Source organism: Roseovarius sp. EL26, from assembly GCF_900327775.1.
Classification (GTDB): Bacteria; Pseudomonadota; Alphaproteobacteria; order Rhodobacterales; family Rhodobacteraceae; genus Roseovarius.
Genome location: NZ_OUMZ01000007.1, coordinates 136,785 through 154,468 on the forward strand (window position 1 = coordinate 136,785; position 17,684 = coordinate 154,468).

General features: G+C 53.6%; 21 protein-coding genes. 14 read left to right on the forward strand and 7 right to left on the reverse strand.

All coding sequences use genetic code 11. From position 1 onward, the window contains the following. Positions 1-128 precede the first annotated feature (128 nt). Together D9A02_RS08460 and D9A02_RS08465 are read left to right on the forward strand one after the other, a co-directional pair. Positions 129-977, forward strand: a complete 849-nt coding sequence (locus tag D9A02_RS08460) for a DUF6473 family protein (RefSeq protein WP_120500566.1) — start codon at positions 129-131, stop codon at positions 975-977. 127 nt (positions 978-1,104) lie between these two features. Beyond that, positions 1,105-1,494 (forward strand): VOC family protein, encoded by a 390-nt coding sequence (locus tag D9A02_RS08465; protein ID WP_216824955.1) that lies wholly within the window; start codon positions 1,105-1,107, stop codon positions 1,492-1,494. 68 nt (positions 1,495-1,562) lie between these two features. Here D9A02_RS08465 and D9A02_RS08470 read toward each other — a convergent pair whose 3' ends face one another. From D9A02_RS08470 to D9A02_RS08485, 4 genes are all read right to left on the reverse strand, one after another. Beyond that, positions 1,563-2,489 carry an electron transfer flavoprotein subunit alpha/FixB family protein gene (locus tag D9A02_RS08470; protein ID WP_120500567.1) on the reverse strand — a complete coding sequence of 309 codons (927 nt, stop codon included), beginning with the start codon at positions 2,487-2,489 and terminating at the stop codon, positions 1,563-1,565. Continuing rightward, complete coding sequence (locus tag D9A02_RS08475) at positions 2,489-3,247, reverse strand: electron transfer flavoprotein subunit beta/FixA family protein (protein WP_120502449.1); 759 nt, start codon at positions 3,245-3,247, stop codon at positions 2,489-2,491. The genes D9A02_RS08470 and D9A02_RS08475 overlap by 1 nt, the downstream gene beginning before the upstream one ends. Before the next feature lie 160 nt (positions 3,248-3,407). Next, complete coding sequence (locus D9A02_RS08480; RefSeq protein ID WP_120500568.1) at positions 3,408-3,980, reverse strand: cob(I)yrinic acid a,c-diamide adenosyltransferase; 573 nt, start codon at positions 3,978-3,980, stop codon at positions 3,408-3,410. Between the two features lie 4 nt (positions 3,981-3,984). After that, positions 3,985-4,191, reverse strand: a complete 207-nt coding sequence (locus tag D9A02_RS08485) for a twin transmembrane helix small protein (RefSeq protein WP_120500569.1) — start codon at positions 4,189-4,191, stop codon at positions 3,985-3,987. Positions 4,192-4,383: 192 nt separating this feature from the next. Here D9A02_RS08485 and D9A02_RS08490 point away from each other — a divergent pair, with 192 nt between their 5' ends. Next, on the forward strand, positions 4,384-4,827 hold the full coding sequence (locus D9A02_RS08490) for a nucleoside deaminase (RefSeq protein WP_120500570.1): 444 nt from the start codon (positions 4,384-4,386) through the stop codon (positions 4,825-4,827). A gap of 39 nt (positions 4,828-4,866) precedes the next feature. Here the strand turns inward: D9A02_RS08490 and D9A02_RS08495 are convergent, their stop codons facing one another. Continuing rightward, complete coding sequence (locus D9A02_RS08495) at positions 4,867-5,697, reverse strand: SDR family NAD(P)-dependent oxidoreductase (RefSeq protein WP_120502450.1); 831 nt, start codon at positions 5,695-5,697, stop codon at positions 4,867-4,869. Positions 5,698-5,833: 136 nt separating this feature from the next. Continuing rightward, a complete protein-coding gene (locus tag D9A02_RS08500; RefSeq protein ID WP_120500571.1) occupies positions 5,834-6,451 on the reverse strand; it encodes an SH3 domain-containing protein in 618 nt (205 codons plus the stop codon). A 145-nt stretch (positions 6,452-6,596) separates the two neighbouring features. On the opposite strand from D9A02_RS08500, the gene D9A02_RS08505 reads away from it, so the two are divergent. Then, positions 6,597-8,903, forward strand: coding sequence for a DNA topoisomerase IV subunit A (locus tag D9A02_RS08505; RefSeq protein WP_120500572.1), 2,307 nt, complete (start codon positions 6,597-6,599; stop codon positions 8,901-8,903). Positions 8,904-9,064: 161 nt separating this feature from the next. Continuing rightward, a complete protein-coding gene (locus D9A02_RS08510; RefSeq protein ID WP_120500573.1) occupies positions 9,065-9,538 on the forward strand; it encodes a tRNA (cytidine(34)-2'-O)-methyltransferase in 474 nt (157 codons plus the stop codon). 54 nt (positions 9,539-9,592) lie between these two features. Here D9A02_RS08510 and D9A02_RS08515 read toward each other — a convergent pair whose 3' ends face one another. Further along, positions 9,593-10,945, reverse strand: a complete 1,353-nt coding sequence (locus tag D9A02_RS08515) for a cytochrome P450 (protein ID WP_120500574.1) — start codon at positions 10,943-10,945, stop codon at positions 9,593-9,595. Between the two features lie 105 nt (positions 10,946-11,050). On the opposite strand from D9A02_RS08515, the gene D9A02_RS08520 reads away from it, so the two are divergent. The 9 genes from D9A02_RS08520 (at position 11,051) to rpsS (ending at position 17,683) form a co-directional block, all read left to right on the forward strand. Further along, positions 11,051-11,746: a hypothetical protein gene (locus D9A02_RS08520; RefSeq protein WP_216824956.1), complete on the forward strand. Its 696-nt coding sequence runs from the start codon at positions 11,051-11,053 to the stop codon at positions 11,744-11,746. 166 nt (positions 11,747-11,912) lie between these two features. Further along, entirely contained in the window at positions 11,913-13,088 is a 1,176-nt protein-coding gene (gene tuf / locus D9A02_RS08525) for an elongation factor Tu (RefSeq protein WP_120500575.1), read from the forward strand. Positions 13,089-13,397: 309 nt separating this feature from the next. Then, complete coding sequence (locus D9A02_RS08530) at positions 13,398-13,946, forward strand: hypothetical protein (RefSeq protein ID WP_120500576.1); 549 nt, start codon at positions 13,398-13,400, stop codon at positions 13,944-13,946. 165 nt (positions 13,947-14,111) lie between these two features. Then, positions 14,112-14,420 (forward strand): 30S ribosomal protein S10, encoded by a 309-nt coding sequence (gene rpsJ / locus D9A02_RS08535; protein WP_057795293.1) that lies wholly within the window; start codon positions 14,112-14,114, stop codon positions 14,418-14,420. A gap of 13 nt (positions 14,421-14,433) precedes the next feature. Continuing rightward, positions 14,434-15,171 carry a 50S ribosomal protein L3 gene (gene rplC / locus D9A02_RS08540; protein WP_120500577.1) on the forward strand — a complete coding sequence of 246 codons (738 nt, stop codon included), beginning with the start codon at positions 14,434-14,436 and terminating at the stop codon, positions 15,169-15,171. Further along, positions 15,171-15,788, forward strand: coding sequence for a 50S ribosomal protein L4 (gene rplD, locus D9A02_RS08545; RefSeq protein ID WP_120500578.1), 618 nt, complete (start codon positions 15,171-15,173; stop codon positions 15,786-15,788). The genes rplC and rplD overlap by 1 nt, the downstream gene beginning before the upstream one ends. Beyond that, positions 15,785-16,081: a 50S ribosomal protein L23 gene (locus tag D9A02_RS08550; RefSeq protein ID WP_120500579.1), complete on the forward strand. Its 297-nt coding sequence runs from the start codon at positions 15,785-15,787 to the stop codon at positions 16,079-16,081. Before rplD ends, D9A02_RS08550 begins: the two co-directional genes overlap by 4 nt. A gap of 477 nt (positions 16,082-16,558) precedes the next feature. Continuing rightward, positions 16,559-17,401: a 50S ribosomal protein L2 gene (rplB, locus tag D9A02_RS08555; RefSeq protein ID WP_120500580.1), complete on the forward strand. Its 843-nt coding sequence runs from the start codon at positions 16,559-16,561 to the stop codon at positions 17,399-17,401. 3 nt (positions 17,402-17,404) lie between these two features. Continuing rightward, the gene (gene rpsS, locus D9A02_RS08560; protein WP_085807728.1) at positions 17,405-17,683 is read left to right on the forward strand and encodes a 30S ribosomal protein S19; all 279 of its coding nucleotides are present in this window, start codon (positions 17,405-17,407) and stop codon (positions 17,681-17,683) included. Position 17,684 lies beyond the last annotated feature (1 nt).

The following is a 17,684-nucleotide window of genomic DNA, read 5'->3' on the forward strand; positions in this document are numbered from 1 at the left end:
CATAGGCCTCGTCGGGTGGGGGCTGCAAGCGCTGTAAAAGCCTGTCATTCGCATTAAATTTTCACATTAGCAGTTTCGAAACAAGTTCCCCCGATCCTTGTCACCGGGTTGATAAAGGTGCTGGGAAAATGTCCTATGAAAAGATCGAGTTGGAGACTTTGAATTATGATCCGTGCCGGTATCCTGGAGCGAAATTGTTGTTCCGGGGGCCCAGACGCAAACTGATTTCGCCCTATCTGGCCTTTCTTGGCGGAACGGATACCTATGGTAAGTTCATCTCGCAGCCGTTTCCGAGTTTGATAGAGCAAAAGACCGGGTGGCTATGTGTGAATTTTGGTTGGTCCAATGCGGGGGCAGATGTTTATCTGAATGAACCATCGATCTTGCAATATGCCTCGAACGCGCAGCTGACGATTTTGCAACTGCCTTGCGCGCAAAATATGTCGAACAGGTTTTACCGCGTGCATCCACGCCGCAATGATCGTTTTGTTCGGGCCTCCAAAAAACTGCATAAGCTTTATCCAGAGGTGGATTTTACCGACTTTCATTTTGTGCGGCATATGTTGCGACACCTTAAATCGCTGTCGCCTGAGAGATTCGAAGATGTGGTCGACGAGTTGACGGAGGCATGGCTACCTCGAATGCGCTTGTTGCTGAGCCGTATTGAGTCCCCGGTTGTGTTGCTATGGTTTTCAATGCGCAGCCCAGAGGAGGCTGATGATAGCCTGCAAATCACAGATGAACCGGGGTTTGTGTCTCGCGAAATGATCGAAGGTTTGCGTTCTGAGGTGAAAGAACTGGTTGAATTTCAACCCAGCGTGAAGGCGCAAGAATCCGGGCAGAATGGCATGGTATTCTCACAGATCGAAGCCCCCGCTGCGTCAGAACTGATGGGACCTGCCGCGCACGTTGAAGTGGCGCAGGCATTGGAAACGGTGATTTCCGGCCTGATCTCTGATCCGATCAACGACTCGTGATGTAGGATCTGTGTTGAAAGATTGACATGGTGTACTGATCGGTACATTAAGTGGGTGCCGTTAAGCGACTGCACGACGGTATTCATATGCTAGGCGTTTCAAACCGCCAAAACTCAGGAGATAAGCAATGGCATTGGTCGATCACCTTAGCCTTGGTGCTAGCAATATAGAACGGGCAAAATTATTTTATGATGCGGTCCTCAACGAGGTTGGTATTTCGGCTATCGCAGGAGGTGATGGCTTTGTTGCCTACGGTCAGGATCGGATAGAATTTCTGATCCTCCAGCCTTTTAATGAAGAAATTGCCACTGGCGGTAACGGCACACATGTGGCCTTTGCCGCGCCCTCAGAGGAGGCTGTGAAAGCCGCCCATGCTGCGGGGCTGGCAAACGGAGCACGTGATGAAGGGGCACCCGGCCCACGCGATGCTTATCCGATGCCCGTGTTTACGGCATTTCTGCGAGACCCCGACGGGAACAAGGTGGAAATCATCCACAACGGATTCAGTACTGCATAATCAAAAAAGGCCCGCCAATCGGCGGGCCTTTCTCTTTTGCATAGGGCGAATTTCACCCGATCATTATCTTACAGTTTGTCCGTCAGCTCAGGAACAGCGGCAAACAGGTCAGCAACCAGACCGTAGTCCGCAACCTGGAAGATTGGGGCTTCTTCGTCTTTGTTGATCGCAACGATGACCTTAGAGTCTTTCATACCGGCCAAGTGCTGGATCGCGCCAGAAATACCGATCGCAACGTACAGATCAGGCGCAACAACTTTACCGGTTTGGCCAACTTGCCAGTCGTTCGGTGCAAAGCCTGAATCGACCGCGGCGCGTGATGCACCAACAGCCGCGCCTAGCTTGTCTGCCAGACCTTCGATCAGTTTGAAGTCTTCCTCTGAACCAACACCGCGGCCCCCGGAAACAACAACACCAGCTGAGGTCAGTTCTGGACGATCAGACGTTGCAACCTTGTCTTCAACCCACTCAGACAGGCCAGGGTTGGCAACAGCCGAGATGGTTTCAACAGCGGCTGAACCGCCTTCACCAGCGGCGTCAAAGGTTGCGGTCCGGAAGGACACAACTTTCTTGCCATCAGAAGACTTCACAGTTTGGATCGCGTTGCCAGCATAGATTGGGCGCTCAAACGTGTTGGCGTCAACAACGCCGGACGCGTCTGAAATAACCATCACGTCCAACAGGGCCGCAACACGTGGCAGCACGTTTTTGGCATCTGTTGTAGCTGGGGCAACGATATGTTCAAAACCGTCGGCCAGGCTGACGATCAGCGCGGCAGTTGGTTCGGCCAAGCGGTGACCCAGTGATGCATCTTCGGCAACCAGTACTTTTGATACGCCGTCGATTTTTGCAGCAGCTTCGCCAGCAGCGGCAGCAGATGCGCCAGCGGCTAGAACTGTGATGTCACCCAATTGCTTGGCTGCGGTCACAGCCTTTGCAGTTGCGTCGAACGCCAGTTCGCCTTCGGTGACTTCTGCGAGAAGAAGAACAGCCATTATACAGCCCCCGCTTCTTTGAGTTTCGCGACCAGCTCGTCTACCGAGCCAACGATTTCGCCTGCTTTACGTGCTTCTGGTTCGTCGGTTTTGACAATTTCCAGACGCGGTGTGACGTCGACGCCGTAATCGGCGGCGGTTTTCTCGTCCAGCGGCTTTTTCTTCGCTTTCATGATGTTTGGCAAAGACGCGTAGCGTGGCTCGTTCAAACGCAGGTCAACCGAGATAATGGTTGGCATGCTGACTTTGATGGTCTGCAGGCCGCCGTCAACTTCACGAGTGACAACCGCACTGTCGCCATCGATGTCCAGACCTGAAGCAAAAGTACCTTGTGACCAACCCAGCAGGGCGGACAGCATCTGACCGGTTGCGTTCATGTCGTTGTCGATAGCTTGTTTGCCGGCCAGAACGATACCTGGCTGTTCTTCTTCAACGACTTTAGCCAGGATCTTGGCAACAGCCAGTGGCTCAATGTCAGTATGCACATCTTCAGCCGCAACAACCAGAATGGCGCGGTCTGCACCCATCGCCAGCGCGGTGCGCAGCGTTTCTTGGTTTTGTTTCACGCCGATGGAGACCGCGATGACCTCTTCAGCTTTTCCGGCCTCTTTCAGGCGGATGGCCTGTTCGACGGCGATCTCGTCGAATGGGTTCATCGACATTTTAACGTTGGCAAGATCAACACCCGATCCATCCGCTTTCACGCGAACTTTCACGTTGTAGTCAATCACGCGCTTGACAGGCACGAGCACCTTCATTTGCATGGTCTCCTCATATGCATTGGAAGCCGCAAAGCGACTCCCGTTCAAAGCTCTCCGGATGCTTGATACAGATTCGTTTTCCCGGACAACAGTGTAAAATCGTCACGTTTACGTCTCATGGCGTCGTGTTTGAATATAACCGCACGTCAAACCGGTTTTAACGGTTGGCGCCAGGCACCCAAAGTACATCACTTTTGCCACCATCATTGGCCATACGGCTGGCGACAAAAAACCAGTCACTCAGGCGGTTCAAATACTTAACAGCAGCAGGATTTACACTCTCCTCTCCTGCCAGCTCCACAGCCAGCCGTTCAGAGCGACGCGAAACCGTCCGGCACAAATGAAGATGCGCGGCCAGCGCCGACCCGCCGGGTAGGATAAAGCTACGCAGAGGTTCGAGATTTTCGTTCATTACATCGATTTCAGTTTCGAGACGCGCAACCTGTGTGTCGTTGATGCGTAGGGGGGCGTACTCCGCCTCTGTATCTTTTGCCATGTCGGGGCGGCACAGGTCTGCGCCCAGATCAAACAGATCATTTTGAATGCGCGCCAACGCCTCATCTACTTCGCCTGATGCGTGCAGCCGTGCAAGACCCACAGTCGAATTAACCTCATCCACCGTGCCATAGGCATTCACTCGGGCTGAATGCTTGGCTACGCGGGTTCCATTACCCAGTGCGGTTTCACCGGCGTCGCCGGTCTTAGTGTAAATTTTATTCAGAACGACCACGCGGTTATCCTCCCTGTCGGCGCAAATAGACGAAGGCCAATATCAACAGGATGGCAATGAATTGTGCAATGATTCTCCAACGCATGATTTTGTTGGCGTATTTGCGATTGAACTCGCCACCTTTGCCAAAGGTGCCGATGCCAAATAGCAAAATGCAGGCGACTGCCCCGCAGGCCACTATGACCAGAAAGAATAAAGGATCATCGCGCATGGTTAGCTCCTATCAACGCAGGTCTGTCTCTCATCTAGCGGGCATGGCCCAAAAAGCGAACTGGAAAAATTGCCACGTTGAACGAAATCGCAGATGATATAATTTAAACAGTTTGCAACGCGATGGTATCAGGACCTCAGGTGTTGATGCATCGCTTTAATCCCAAGGATTCCATTTGAAGGGCGCGACCACATGACAGCTGACGACTTGCGTTTTCTCCGCACCGCTTATGACGAGGCCAAAGCCGGTTTTGACGAAGGAGGGTGCCCGATAGGATCAGTTCTTGTGCGTGGTGGCAAAATCATCTCCCAAGGGCGTAATCAGCGGGTGCAAAAAGGCGATCCGATTGCGCACGGAGAAATGGAAGCGTTGCGTCAAGCTGGACGTCAAAAGACTTACCGTGACACGACGCTGTACACATCGCTTAGCCCTTGCATGATGTGCACGGGAACGATCATCCAGTTTGGCATTCCTCGGGTTGTCATTGGGGAAAATAAGACCTTCGGTGGGAACGAAGATTTTTTGCGTGCCAACGGTGTGGAGGTGATCATAGCGGACGATGCCGATTGCATCGCCCTTATGCAGCGCTTCATTGATGAAAAGCCAGCGCTGTGGGCCGAGGACATTGCCGAATAGACCTGTCTACATTCTAGCTGCTGATACATTCCAAGGTTTCTAACTCTTGGCTAGTACCCAATCCAGTGCCTTTGTTGGCAGCAGGCGGCGCAGCGTGCCCATGATATAGGTCGGTGTGGTGACGTAGTATCGCGCTCGGGGGCGGGGGGATTCGATCGCATGAGCCAACTTTTTGGTCACCGCTGAAGCTGGCAATTCAAACGCATCTTTGCCAGCAGGCCCGTACAGACGCTTGCGCAATCCGACCTCATATTGTGCTTTACGTGGCGAGTTTTCCCAATCAATCCAGCGTTCAAAATGCGGAATGGCGTTCTTGCGTATATCCGAAGTGACCGGGCCAGGTTCAATCAAAACTACTTTGATATCTGTGTCGCGCATTTCAACCCGCAGCGTATCCGTCAGCCCCTCAACAGCAAACTTGGTCGCGTTATACGCCCCGCGCCACGGCAGTGTAACAAAGCCCAGAACCGAGGAGCATTGTACGATCCGGCCATGTCCTTGCGCCCGCATCACAGGGATGACCTGACGGGACAATTCGTGCCAACCAAAGAAATTGGCCTGAAAGATATCGCGCAACGCATCACTTGGCAGATCTTCGACCGCGCCGGGACAGGCAAAGGCACCGTTGTTGAATACGGCATCCAAAGTTCCGCCTGTGGCTTCCAGTACTTCATTTAGTCCCGAGGTGATTGTGGCCTCGTCCTGATAGTCAATCAACGGGCTGTCAAACCCTTCGTCGTGCAAACGCTGGCAGTCGAGCTTTTTTCTGCACGAAGCAAAAACGCGCCAGCCGCGCGCGCGTAAACCATGGGCTGCGTCATAGCCAATTCCCGAGGAACAGCCGGTGATGAGAATGGATTTCTGTGTCATGCCAAAGCTATGGCCCGCGCCACTGTGCAATGCAATCGGCATTGTTAACAATTCATGAAAACTGCCAAGCTTTTATAATTCCCCGAATAACCTCCAGGGTTTGGGGGCTGAACCCCAATCAGACGCTTCTTTGTGCTCAGTCGCTGGCGGCAGACAACAAACGTGCTGACATCCAACCAACCCGGCCAGTATCGTGGGCACGCAGTTTAACCCAACCATCACCGGGAACACGCAATACGGTCACCTCAGCTCCTTTGGCCAGTTTTCCGATCCGATTGTACCCAGTGCCTGGGCCGCTGCGCATATTCACGACGCTGCCGGTTACAATGCGTACATCAACCACCTGTTCAAGTGTGACCGCCGGGTCAGTAGTTTCCGTGACAGCAACGATCTTGACCGGATCAGCGGCGACGGTCGGAACCTGAACAGTTTCGATCACATGCGCGGCCGCTTGCGATGCCATAGCATCTGTACCACCGCTGGCACTGGCCAAAGTGATCTCAAATCGATCTCCTTCAGCAATGGCCAGACTGGCCAAAGACGTCAGCGAACGCGTTACCGGCTCATGCTGGACATTCCCTTTGGTTGAAACGCGCACAACACTGACTTGAACCGGTCTTGCAACCGGGCGAATATCAGCAACGTTGTCGCGGGCCTGAATAGACTGAGTGCGGGGTTTGTAATCTGCACCACCGCTAAGTTCGTAAAATAGCCACCCAAGAAAAGCGAAAGTAATTAAAACAAAACGCCACATAACGTGGACCTCCAATCTTTATACAATAGCACAATTTACCCCACACGCCAAAATCGCATGATTCGATAGGGCAGGGTCAGGGGAATTCGATAAATCTTTCCCCCACCAGCTTTACCAAGGCTTTTGGTGGGGCTACACATCATCTATGACTGACCTACTTGATGACCCCAATATGGGCGCTGAACTTGTTGCTGAACCTCTGCGTCGCGCCATTGGCGAGCGCTATCTGACCTATGCGCTCAGCACAATCATGCACCGGGCTTTGCCCGATGCGCGTGACGGACTGAAGCCGGTACATCGGCGAATCCTTTATGCCATGCGCGAGCTGAAGCTGGCCTCCAATGGGGGTTTCCGCAAATCGGCCAAGATCAGCGGCGATGTGATGGGCAACTACCACCCGCATGGCGATGCCGCGATCTATGACGCCATGGCGCGCTTGGCTCAGGATTTTGCCGTGCGCTATCCGCTCGTGGACGGGCAGGGGAACTTTGGCAACATCGATGGCGATAACCCGGCTGCCAGTCGTTACACTGAGGCACGGATGACTGTGGTTGCCGAGGCGCTGCTCACAGGTCTCAATGAAAACGCGGTTGATTTTCGCGAAAACTATGATGGCACACTGACAGAACCTGTCGTGTTGCCCGCGTCCTTTCCGAATCTGTTGGCGAATGGCTCATCCGGTATCGCGGTGGGAATGGCGACGAACATCCCGCCGCACAATATTTCGGAAACCGTTGATGCCTGCCTGCATCTCATCAAGGTGCCAGATGCGCGCGATGATACCTTGCTTAACTATATCCCCGGCCCGGATTTTCCGACTGGCGGTGTAATTGTCGAGCCCCGTGAAAACATCGCACAAGCCTATCGCACCGGGCGCGGTTCTTTCCGATTGCGCTGCAAGTGGGAAGTCGAAGATCTCGGCCGTGGTCAATGGCAGATTGTTGTCACCGAGATCCCGTATCAGGTCCAAAAATCCAAGCTGATCGAAAAAATCGCCGAAGCAATCCAGACCAAGAAGATCCCAATTCTGGGTGATGTCCGCGATGAAAGCGCCGAAGACGTGCGCCTGATTCTGGAGCCGCGCTCGAAAAACGTTGATCCCGAAGTGTTGATGAACATGCTCTATCGCACTTCGGATCTTGAGGTGCGGTTCAGCCTGAACATGAACGTGTTGATCGATGGTGTTACACCCAAGGTCTGCTCGCTCAAGGAAGTGCTGCGCGCCTTCCTCGATTTCCGGCAAGAGGTTCTGGTCCGCCGTTCCAAACACCGGATGGAAAAGATCGATCACCGGCTCGAGGTGCTCGAAGGTCTGATCGTGGCATTTCTCAATCTGGATCGAGTTATCGATATCATCCGCTATGATGACGGCCCCAAAGATGCGTTGATGCGAGAGGACTGGGGGCGCGATTTCGTCCGCGCCACGTCCGAGGCTGATTACGTGCCGCCACGCGCCGACGGTGCCGATGGCCTGACCGATGTGCAGGCCGAGGCAATCCTCAACATGCGCCTACGCTCCTTGCGCCGTCTCGAAGAGATCGAGCTGACTAAGGAACGCGACGCCCTGATGGAAGAGCGCGCTGGGCTTGAGGATTTGTTGGAAAGCGACGATCTGCAATGGACCGCCATTTCTGACCAGCTGAAAGAGGTTAAGAAAACCTTTGGCAAGGATTACGAACGTGGTCAGCGTCTGACGCATTTCTCAGAGGCAACCGAGATCGAAGAGGTGCCGCTGGAAGCGATGATCGACAAAGAGCCGATCACAGTGGTTTGCTCGGAAATGGGCTGGGTCCGGGCCATGACCGGGCACATTGATCTGACGCGCGAGCTGAAGTTCAAAGACGGTGATGGTCCGCGCTTTATGTTCCACGCCGAAACCACCGACAGATTGCTGGCATTTGGCTCTAACGGGCGGTTCTATACCGTTTCAGCTGCAAATCTTCCCGGCGGGCGCGGCATGGGCGAACCCTTGCGCCTGATGGTCGATCTGCCAAACGAGGCCGAGATTGTTGATCTCTTCATCCACGCACCTGGCCGCAAACTGCTGGTGGCCTCTGATGCGGGGGATGGGTTTGTCGTAGCCGAGGATGACGTCATTGCCCAGACCCGCACGGGTAAACAGGTGCTGAACGTCAAGGACGACGTGCGCGCCAGTGTCTGTCATCCGGTAGCGGGCGATCATGTCGCCTGTGTCGGTGAAAATCGCAAGGTGCTGGTCTTTGCGCTGGACGAGCTGCCCGAGATGGGTCGCGGCAAAGGTGTGCGATTGCAGAAATACAAAGATGGCGGCCTGTCTGACGCGACCACGTTTGCGTTGGAAGAAGGTCTCAGCTGGCTTGATCCGGCCGGACGTACCCGGACCGAGACAAACCTAGCCGAATGGCAAGGCAAACGCGCCAGCGCCGGTCGCATGGCGCCGCGTGGGTTCCCAAGAAACAACAGGTTTACTTAAATATCCACTTTGAGCACAAAAAGCGTTTCCATAACAGTGAATGGCACCTTGCGATTCTTGCAGCAGTAAAGTTGTCGTTGTTAAGGTTCCCTTAGTTAGGCTAACAGGAGGCGAATGTTGGGCCGACCCTATGCCCGCGACTTAGAAAGCCCACACATCTGATGTCTGACCTGCGCATGAAAATGGTATTGGTAACACCTGAAATCCCTTACAATACGGGTGCGATCGGACGGACCTGTGTAGCATTAAATCTGGAGCTGATCCTGATAAAACCTTACGGGTTTTCCCTTGACGAAAAATCAGTGCGGCGCGCTGGAACGGATTACTGGAAGCATGTTGATCTGTGCGAATATGACAACTGGCAAAGCTTTTTAGATGACAGAAGACCACCGCGCGAAAGCCTGTATTTCTTTGAGGAAGACGGCGCACAGACCCTTTATGCCCCAGAATATCAACGTGATGCATATTTGGTTTTCGGGTGTGAGTCTGCGGGTCTGCCAGCCACTATACTAGATGGTATGGATGACCGCGTATTCAATTTACCAATGCTTGATAAACGTGTCCGGTCGCTGAACTTGGCCAACGTTGCTACGGCAGTTGTTTATCAAGCTATGCGTACGCAGCTAGGTGGTTGAAAGCTGTCGCAGGCGTGTTTGCCGGCACAGCTTGCTGCGCCCGCGTACTAGACTTCAAACTGGCTCTGCATTTAGCCACACGCCTCCCTCTGGCCTTAGCGTGATGATCATCACTGGTTTGGGGGTGCATCCGGGGACCGGAGTGAATTTAAATCGCGACAGAAGGGTAGCCAGAATGATCACCGCTTCTTGCAAAGCAAAACTTGCGCCGATGCAGATCCTTGGCCCATCGCCGAACGGCAGATAAGCATAGCGCTCAATCGCCTTGCGGTCTGCAAATCGCTCCGGGCGAAAGGCATCAGCGTCTTCCCATAACACCTGATTGCGGTGTAGCGCATAGATCGGAATGATCACCGTGTCACCCTTACGCACTTCGCGGCCACACAATGTATCGTCTGCCATCGCCGTACGCGAAATCATTCCAGCTGGCGGATAAAGCCGTAGGGCTTCATCAGCGATCATACGGATGAACGGCAACTTAGCCACGTCTTCACCAGTTGCCGCGCGCCCCTGCAAAACAATTTGCGCCTCGGCCCTCGCGCGGTCCTGTACATCTTGGTCAAAGCCGCACAGATACAGCGACCACGCCAGTGTAAGCGCTGTGGTTTCGTGCCCCGCTACGATAAATGTCAGCAGATTGTCGCGCAGCTCGGCTGTATTCATCCGGCGTTTGGTTTCTGTATCCTCACCATCCAAAAGCAGATCCAGCAGGTCAGGCACATCCTTGGGGCCGCGTTTGCGCCGGGCCTCAACCGCGTCATCGGCGATGTGCTTCATCTGCTTGAGAGATTGGCCAGAAAACATTCGCCCAGGTCGGGGCACCCAATCGGGGAGTCCCAGAATATCAAACAAAGATATTTTCCCGGCCTCTTCGATGTAGGCGTCAATGCCGCGATGAACGGCATCCCCATCAAACGACCCATCTCCCGAAAAGGTCACATCTGAGATTACATCAAAGGTGGTGCTCACCATGTCTTGCAACATATCAATCGGCTGGGCCTGTGCGTCCCTAACACGGGCACTGCTCCGCTCGGCAGCACCTGTCATGAAGGGCGCCAGATTAAGCATGTTGCGGTGGCTAAAGGCAGGGGCTGCTGCGCGACGTTGCCAACGCCAGTGAGCGCCTTCAGCAATAAACAGTGAATCGCCAATCGCGGGCTTCAGTAGGTTCTTGGTTACAAGCGACTTTGGGTAATTATCCAGATTTTCCAACAGCATTCGGCGGATCGCCGCCGGGTCCATCACCATATGCCAGCGTTTGCCAGTGCGGCCTGAAACCATAGGTTGGGTTACTGAAATACTTGGAATGATCGATAAGATATTGCGTCGCGCCGCAGCCAGGCTGGTCAAAACGCCCATCGGCTCTGACACAAGCGGAACGGAGACGGGAAGCCGGATTTTGGTCATGGATCTCCTTTTGGTCGCTTAGGCCAGATATAATAGGCAATTGATATTGGGGCTAATGATTGCACCTAATCCCATCCTGCGCTATCGCAAAGGTAAGGAGACCTGATGAAAATGCCGATACTTCGCCTGCTATGCCTGTTCTTTGCGACCTCTTTGTTGGTGGCCTGTACCAATCCGAATGACCTGGATAAAGATCCGGACAACTTGGGCGATTTTCATCTGGGGCATAATGTGGTGGTGGCGCCGAATATCACCAAGGGTCCCGGCTCACGTCCGGCAGAAACCGAGGACTGGATCGCTTCGCTTAAAGGCGCGATAGATGAACGTTACAGTCGTTATGATGGCGACAAACTTTATCATCTGGGCATCAGTATCGAAGGGTATGTTCTGGCCGTGCCCGGCGTTCCAATTGTGGCCTCGCCGAAATCCGTTCTGATCTTCAAAGTGACGGTCTGGGATGATGAGGCCAGCAAGAAACTGAATGAAACACCGCATCAGATCACCGTGCTGGAAACCCATGACGGGGATGTATTGCTGGGCTCTGGCCTGACACAAACCGCCGAGGAACAGATGGAAAACCTCAGCCGCAATGCCGCGAAACTGCTTGAGGTTTGGTTGGCACAGCAGAACTTTGAACACGAATGGTTTGGTGGCGACAAAGCAGGTCAAACGACATTGGTTGGAACTGCACCTGATGCGACGTCTGAAATCGAAGTGACCCCTTTAGCGCCTGTTGGTGCAGGGACAGAGGCGGCGAATGATGGCACCGCTGTTGCCCCCGAGGCCGTGTCAGACAGCTGATAAACCTCTCTGCACAGCGTGAGTTTAATATAAGAGCAGAAAAATGGTCGTGGCATGCGACCTGATGTCCTGAATTACTTGATTTTTTGTGCGCGACTCAATATGTGCGCGCACAGAAGATCACTGGGCCGATTTGGCCCCCCAACAAAGCAAGGTGCCCTGAGATATGGCTAAGGAAAAGTTTGATCGCTCAAAACCACACGTAAACATCGGCACGATTGGTCACGTTGACCACGGCAAGACGACGTTGACGGCAGCCATCACCAAGTATTTTGGTGACTTCAAAGCGTATGACCAGATCGATGGCGCGCCCGAAGAAAAAGCCCGCGGCATCACCATTTCAACGGCGCACGTTGAGTATGAGACCGAAGGTCGTCACTACGCGCACGTTGACTGCCCAGGTCACGCTGACTATGTGAAAAACATGATCACCGGTGCGGCGCAGATGGATGGCGCGATCTTGGTTGTGAACGCAGCTGATGGCCCAATGCCACAGACCCGCGAGCACATCCTGCTGGGTCGCCAGGTTGGCATCCCGCACATGGTTGTTTACATGAACAAAGTTGATCAGGTTGACGACGAAGAACTGCTGGAACTGGTTGAAATGGAAATCCGTGAGCTTCTGAGCTCGTACGAATATCCTGGCGACGACATTCCTGTCATTCCTGGTTCGGCTCTGGCCGCGATGGAAGGCAAGAACCCAGAGATTGGCGAAGAGTCGATCAAAAAACTGATGGCAGCGGTTGACGAATACATCCCAACCCCTGCACGTGCAGTTGACCAGCCATTCCTGATGCCGGTTGAGGACGTATTCTCGATCTCGGGTCGTGGTACTGTTGTCACTGGCCGTGTTGAGCGTGGCGTGATCAATGTTGGCGACAGCATCGAAATCGTTGGTATCCGCGACACCAAAACCACCACCTGTACCGGTGTTGAAATGTTCCGCAAACTGCTGGATCGTGGTGAAGCTGGTGACAACATCGGCGCCCTGTTGCGCGGTATCGACCGTGACGGCGTTGAGCGTGGTCAGGTTCTGTGTAAGCCAGGAAGCGTGACACCGCACACCAAGTTCGAGGCAGAAGCCTATATTCTGACCAAAGATGAGGGTGGCCGTCACACGCCGTTCTTCGCGAACTACCGTCCACAGTTCTACTTCCGTACAACGGATGTGACCGGTACTGTTACTTTGCCAGAGGGCACAGAAATGGTTATGCCTGGTGACAACCTTAAGTTCGAAGTTGATCTGATCGCACCGATTGCGATGGAAGACGGTCTGCGCTTCGCGATCCGCGAAGGTGGCCGCACCGTCGGCGCCGGCGTGGTTGCCAAAATCCTCGCGTAACGCGCAACAGCGATTACACGACAGAAAGGGCTCCCATCAGGGAGCCCTTTTTTGTTGGTACCGTAGCATCTAGAAACCCGCGCGGTATCAAGGCCGCAGGCCGCCGCGCATCGGTTGTCCATTTGAGGCGCCATTGGTTCAAGCCCAATGGACGACGCCGCCCCGAGGCACGGCGATTTGGCGACCCCAAGCATGACATTGAAAGAGCGCGCGGCTTTGGCAGGGATATATTGAATAAGTCTAAGGGAATTATACGAACTTTCTGCGTAATTTATACCAATAACATCGGTACTAATGGAGCCGAGAGTTTTGTTGAAAAGGTCGGGAATAAAAACTGTAGTACCGTTTCTTACATTAATATTTCTTAGCATCATCGTCTTTGGGGGTTTTGGGCGCTTTTTAGCTTTTGGATTGTTTTGGGGTAATCGGCTTGGCGCTCCATATTGGTTTGTTTTGGCCATTTTTAGTTTAGTGATTTCATATCTGATTGTTTACCTGATTGTCCTTAGGCTTCCGAAAGCCGAATACGGAGAGTGCGCACAGCGATCAATTTCTATCAGTATATTTGTAATTTTGCCCGTAGCTTTCGTTGGCATCTACGCGGAGGTTTTACGCCGTCAAGCTATTGCAGAGTTTGAACCTGACAGGGTGTTTCAAAACCTGTTTTGGGTGTCGCTCCATAATGCACCGAGAGATTGGCAGTTTTATCTTCATGCAGGTGCAATGAAAGATTGTGTTCCATATGCGTGGAGCTATCGAGCGATGGGCATGTATGAATTGAAGGAAAGCGTCATGTTCAATGTTCTTCCATCCAAATGGTTTGATGAGTGTGGGATTAAGCCATATTACTTGGAGTAGATCCTAGTTTTTATCTCTTGCCACACCCCATTTCCCCCTGTATATCGCGCGAGTTCTCAAGAAGAACATGAAGGCGGGATGTTTCCCGCTTTTTGGGTTCGATGAGGGTTTGCGGTGGTCGCGGATCTTCCTCTCAACCTCAACGCCTAATAAAAGGCATGTGAAATGCAAAGCCAAAACATTCGCATCCGTCTCAAGGCTTTTGACTATCGTGTACTGGATGCCAGCACACAAGAGATCGTCAATACAGCCAAGCGCACTGGTGCAGACGTTCGCGGTCCGATCCCGCTTCCAAACAAGATCGAGAAATTCACTGTTCTGCGTGGTCCCCACGTGAACAAGAAATCCCGTGATCAGTTCGAGATCCGCACGCACAAGCGTCTGCTCGACATCGTTGACCCAACACCACAAACCGTGGACGCGCTGATGAAGCTCGACCTGGCGGCTGGCGTTGACGTTCAGATCTCGGTTTAAGGAGGGCTCCTGAATGTTGCGCTCTGGTGTAATCGCTAAAAAAGTCGGCATGACCCGGCTTTTCATGGAAGACGGAAAGCAGATCCCTGTGACCGTTCTTCAACTCGACGCTCTGCAGGTTGTTGCGCAGCGTACTTCAGATGAGCACGGTTATTCCGCTGTTCAGCTGGGTGCCGGCACAGCCAAGGTTAAGCGCGTAAGCCAGGCCATGCGTGGCCACTTCGCGACAGCCAAAGTAGAGCCTAAGCGTAAAGTCGTGGAATTCCGCGTCACGCCTGACAACCTGATTGCTGTTGGTGAAGAAATCACTGCTGATCACTATGCTGACGGTCAATTCGTTGACGTGTCCGGCACATCGATCGGTAAAGGTTTCGCCGGTGCCATGAAACGCCACAACTTTGGTGGTCTTCGTGCGACACACGGTGTTTCGATCAGCCACCGTTCACACGGTTCAACTGGTCAGTGTCAGGATCCGGGCCGCGTTTTCAAAGGTAAGAAAATGGCCGGTCACATGGGTGCTGCCCGTGTAACAACACAGAACCTGCAAGTGGTGAAAACCGATGCAGACCGTGGTCTGATCATGGTCAAAGGCGCTGTTCCTGGTTCCAAAGGTGGTTGGGTGACTGTCAAGGATGCGGTTAAGAAACCGTTCCCTGAAAACGCACCTCTGCCAGCTGCCCTGAAATCCGCCGCTGCTCCAGCTGCTGAGGCTCCTGCCGCAGACGTTGCCGCCGATGGAGGTGAAGCATAATGAAACTTGATGTCATTAAACTCGACGGCGGCAAAGCCGGTTCCGTTGATCTGGGCGAAGAAATCTTTGGTCTTGAGCCACGTGCAGACATTCTGCACCGCGTGGTTCGCTGGCAGCGCAACAATGCGCAAGCCGGGACGCACAAGGTTAAAACCCGCTCCGAAGTAAGCTACTCAACCAAGAAGATCTATCGTCAGAAAGGCACCGGCGGCGCACGCCACGGCGCACGTTCTGCACCTATCTTCCGCGGTGGTGGGGTTTACAAAGGTCCAGTTGTGCGTTCGCACGGCCACGACCTGACCAAGAAGTTCCGTAAGTTGGGCCTCAAGCATGCTCTGTCCGCCAAAATGGCTGCAGGCGAGCTGGTGGTCATTGAAGACGCGGCAACCGAAGGCAAAACTGCTGCTCTGGCCAAACAGGTGAAAAACCTTGGTTGGAAGCGCGCTTTGGTCATCGATGGCGCATCTGTCAACGAAGAATTTCTGAAAGCATCGCGCAACATTGAAGGTCTGGATATCCTGCCATCAATGGGTGCAAATGTTTATGATATCCTCAAGCGTGATACACTCGTCATCACCAAAGCGGGTATCGAAGCACTGGAGGCTCGGTTGAAATGAGCGCGAAAGCAGAACATTACGACGTGATCCGCAAGCCGGTCGTCACAGAAAAAGCAACTATGGCCTCTGAAAATGGTGCCGTTGTTTTCGAAGTGGCCATTGCCAGCTCAAAGCCACAGATCAAAGAGGCGGTTGAATCGCTCTTTGGTGTCAAGGTCAAAGCGGTTAACACCACGATCACGAAGGGTAAAAACAAGCGCTTCCGTGGGACAATGGGTACACGTAAAGACGTGAAAAAAGCCTATGTCACACTGGAAGAAGGCAACACAATCGACGTGTCCACCGGACTCTGATTGCGATCCCTTTGACAAGATTGAAAGCCCTCGCTCACGCGGGGGCTTTTGCTTTTGGGGCGTAGCCTTTGCCCGCCCACACACTAGCGCGGAATCAAGGCCGTCAGGCCGCCGCGCTATCGCCAGACCGCCCGCGAGGGCTGGCGATTTAGCAACGGGTGTGGCACACACTAAAGCCCGCGGATTTGGCAGGGATAAACGGGCCTGCACAGAGGTCCTGTCGCCATCCCGCGGTCTGGCGCTCGCGCTTTGCCGCAAACGGCGTGAAACCCCAATATTTCTTGGGCAAACGCTTGACCCGGGTGCGACTCTGAACTACACGAGCCAAGTCTTAGGGCCTCGGATTCGTTCCGGGGCCTCATGATATTTTGAACCGGGGACCTTCGGGGCCTTATAAACTTGGCACCTACGGGGGCCTTACATATAGGCGGGACACCCAAATAGGGGCCTGCTGTTAGCTAACGGAAGACAGAAAGCATGGCACTTAAGTCGTATAAGCCGACGACGCCAGGCCAGCGTGGGCTGGTGCTGATCGACCGTTCGGAGCTGTGGAAAGGACGTCCTGTCAAATCTCTCACAGAGGGTTTGACTAAATCGGGCGGACGGAACAACACCGGGCGGATTACCTCACGTCGTCGTGGGGGTGGGGCGAAACGCCTCTATCGCGTCGTTGATTTCAAACGGAACAAAGTAGATGTAGCGGCAACCGTTGAACGGATCGAATATGACCCGAACCGGACCGCATTCATCGCATTGGTCAAGTACTCAGATGGCGAGCAAGCCTACGTTCTGGCGCCTCAGCGTCTGGCGGTTGGCGATCAGATCATCTCTGCTGCAAAGGCCGATATCAAGCCGGGTAACTGCATGCCATTCTCAGGTATGCCAATCGGTACAATCGTTCACAACATCGAACTGAAACCAGGCAAAGGCGGTCAAATCGCACGTGCTGCTGGTACATATGCTCAGTTTGTTGGTCGTGACGGTGGGTACGCTCAGATCCGTCTGAGCTCAGGCGAACTGCGCATGGTGCGTCAGGAATGCCGTGCCACAGTTGGTGCCGTGTCAAACCCTGACAACAGCAACCAAAACTTTGGTAAAGCGGGCCGTATGCGTCACAAGGGCATCCGCCCAAGTGTTCGTGGTGTGGTCATGAACCCGATCGATCACCCTCACGGTGGTGGTGAAGGTCGTACTTCAGGTGGTCGTCACCCAGTGACACCTTGGGGTAAGCCAACCAAAGGTGCTCGTACCCGCAACAAGAACAAGGCGTCGCAGAAGCTGATCATCCGCTCGCGTCACGCCAAGAAGAAGGGCCGTTAAGACATGGCACGTTCTGTATGGAAAGGCCCCTTTGTTGATGCCTACGTCCTGAAAAAGGCCGAAGCATCACGCGAAAGCGGGCGCAACGAAGTTATCAAAATCTGGTCGCGTCGCTCGACGATCCTGCCCCAATTCGTGGGCCTGACGTTTGGCGTTTACAACGGCAAGAAACATATCCCGGTCAACGTTTCCGAGGACATGATTGGTCAGAAATTCGGTGAATATGCGCCAACCCGTACCTATTACGGTCACGCAGCCGATAAAAAAGCGAAGCGGAAGTAAG

Excerpts from the sequence above, each read along its gene's own strand:
- D9A02_RS08460 (WP_120500566.1), top strand. The coding sequence starts at position 129 with ATGTCCTATGAAAAGATCGAGTTGGAGACTTTGAATTATGATCCGTGC.
- D9A02_RS08465 (WP_216824955.1), top strand. The coding sequence starts at position 1,105 with ATGGCATTGGTCGATCACCTTAGCCTTGGTGCTAGCAATATAGAACGG.
- D9A02_RS08470 (WP_120500567.1), bottom strand. The coding sequence starts at position 2,489 with ATGGCTGTTCTTCTTCTCGCAGAAGTCACCGAAGGCGAACTGGCGTTC.
- D9A02_RS08475 (WP_120502449.1), bottom strand. The coding sequence starts at position 3,247 with ATGAAGGTGCTCGTGCCTGTCAAGCGCGTGATTGACTACAACGTGAAA.
- D9A02_RS08485 (WP_120500569.1), bottom strand. The coding sequence starts at position 4,191 with ATGCGCGATGATCCTTTATTCTTTCTGGTCATAGTGGCCTGCGGGGCA.
- D9A02_RS08490 (WP_120500570.1), top strand. The coding sequence starts at position 4,384 with ATGACAGCTGACGACTTGCGTTTTCTCCGCACCGCTTATGACGAGGCC.
- D9A02_RS08495 (WP_120502450.1), bottom strand. The coding sequence starts at position 5,697 with ATGACACAGAAATCCATTCTCATCACCGGCTGTTCCTCGGGAATTGGC.
- D9A02_RS08500 (WP_120500571.1), bottom strand. The coding sequence starts at position 6,451 with ATGTGGCGTTTTGTTTTAATTACTTTCGCTTTTCTTGGGTGGCTATTT.
- D9A02_RS08505 (WP_120500572.1), top strand. The coding sequence starts at position 6,597 with ATGACTGACCTACTTGATGACCCCAATATGGGCGCTGAACTTGTTGCT.
- D9A02_RS08510 (WP_120500573.1), top strand. The coding sequence starts at position 9,065 with ATGTCTGACCTGCGCATGAAAATGGTATTGGTAACACCTGAAATCCCT.
- D9A02_RS08515 (WP_120500574.1), bottom strand. The coding sequence starts at position 10,945 with ATGACCAAAATCCGGCTTCCCGTCTCCGTTCCGCTTGTGTCAGAGCCG.
- D9A02_RS08520 (WP_216824956.1), top strand. The coding sequence starts at position 11,051 with ATGAAAATGCCGATACTTCGCCTGCTATGCCTGTTCTTTGCGACCTCT.
- tuf (WP_120500575.1), top strand. The coding sequence starts at position 11,913 with ATGGCTAAGGAAAAGTTTGATCGCTCAAAACCACACGTAAACATCGGC.
- rpsJ (WP_057795293.1), top strand. The coding sequence starts at position 14,112 with ATGCAAAGCCAAAACATTCGCATCCGTCTCAAGGCTTTTGACTATCGT.
- rplC (WP_120500577.1), top strand. The coding sequence starts at position 14,434 with ATGTTGCGCTCTGGTGTAATCGCTAAAAAAGTCGGCATGACCCGGCTT.
- rplD (WP_120500578.1), top strand. The coding sequence starts at position 15,171 with ATGAAACTTGATGTCATTAAACTCGACGGCGGCAAAGCCGGTTCCGTT.
- D9A02_RS08550 (WP_120500579.1), top strand. The coding sequence starts at position 15,785 with ATGAGCGCGAAAGCAGAACATTACGACGTGATCCGCAAGCCGGTCGTC.
- rplB (WP_120500580.1), top strand. The coding sequence starts at position 16,559 with ATGGCACTTAAGTCGTATAAGCCGACGACGCCAGGCCAGCGTGGGCTG.
- rpsS (WP_085807728.1), top strand. The coding sequence starts at position 17,405 with ATGGCACGTTCTGTATGGAAAGGCCCCTTTGTTGATGCCTACGTCCTG.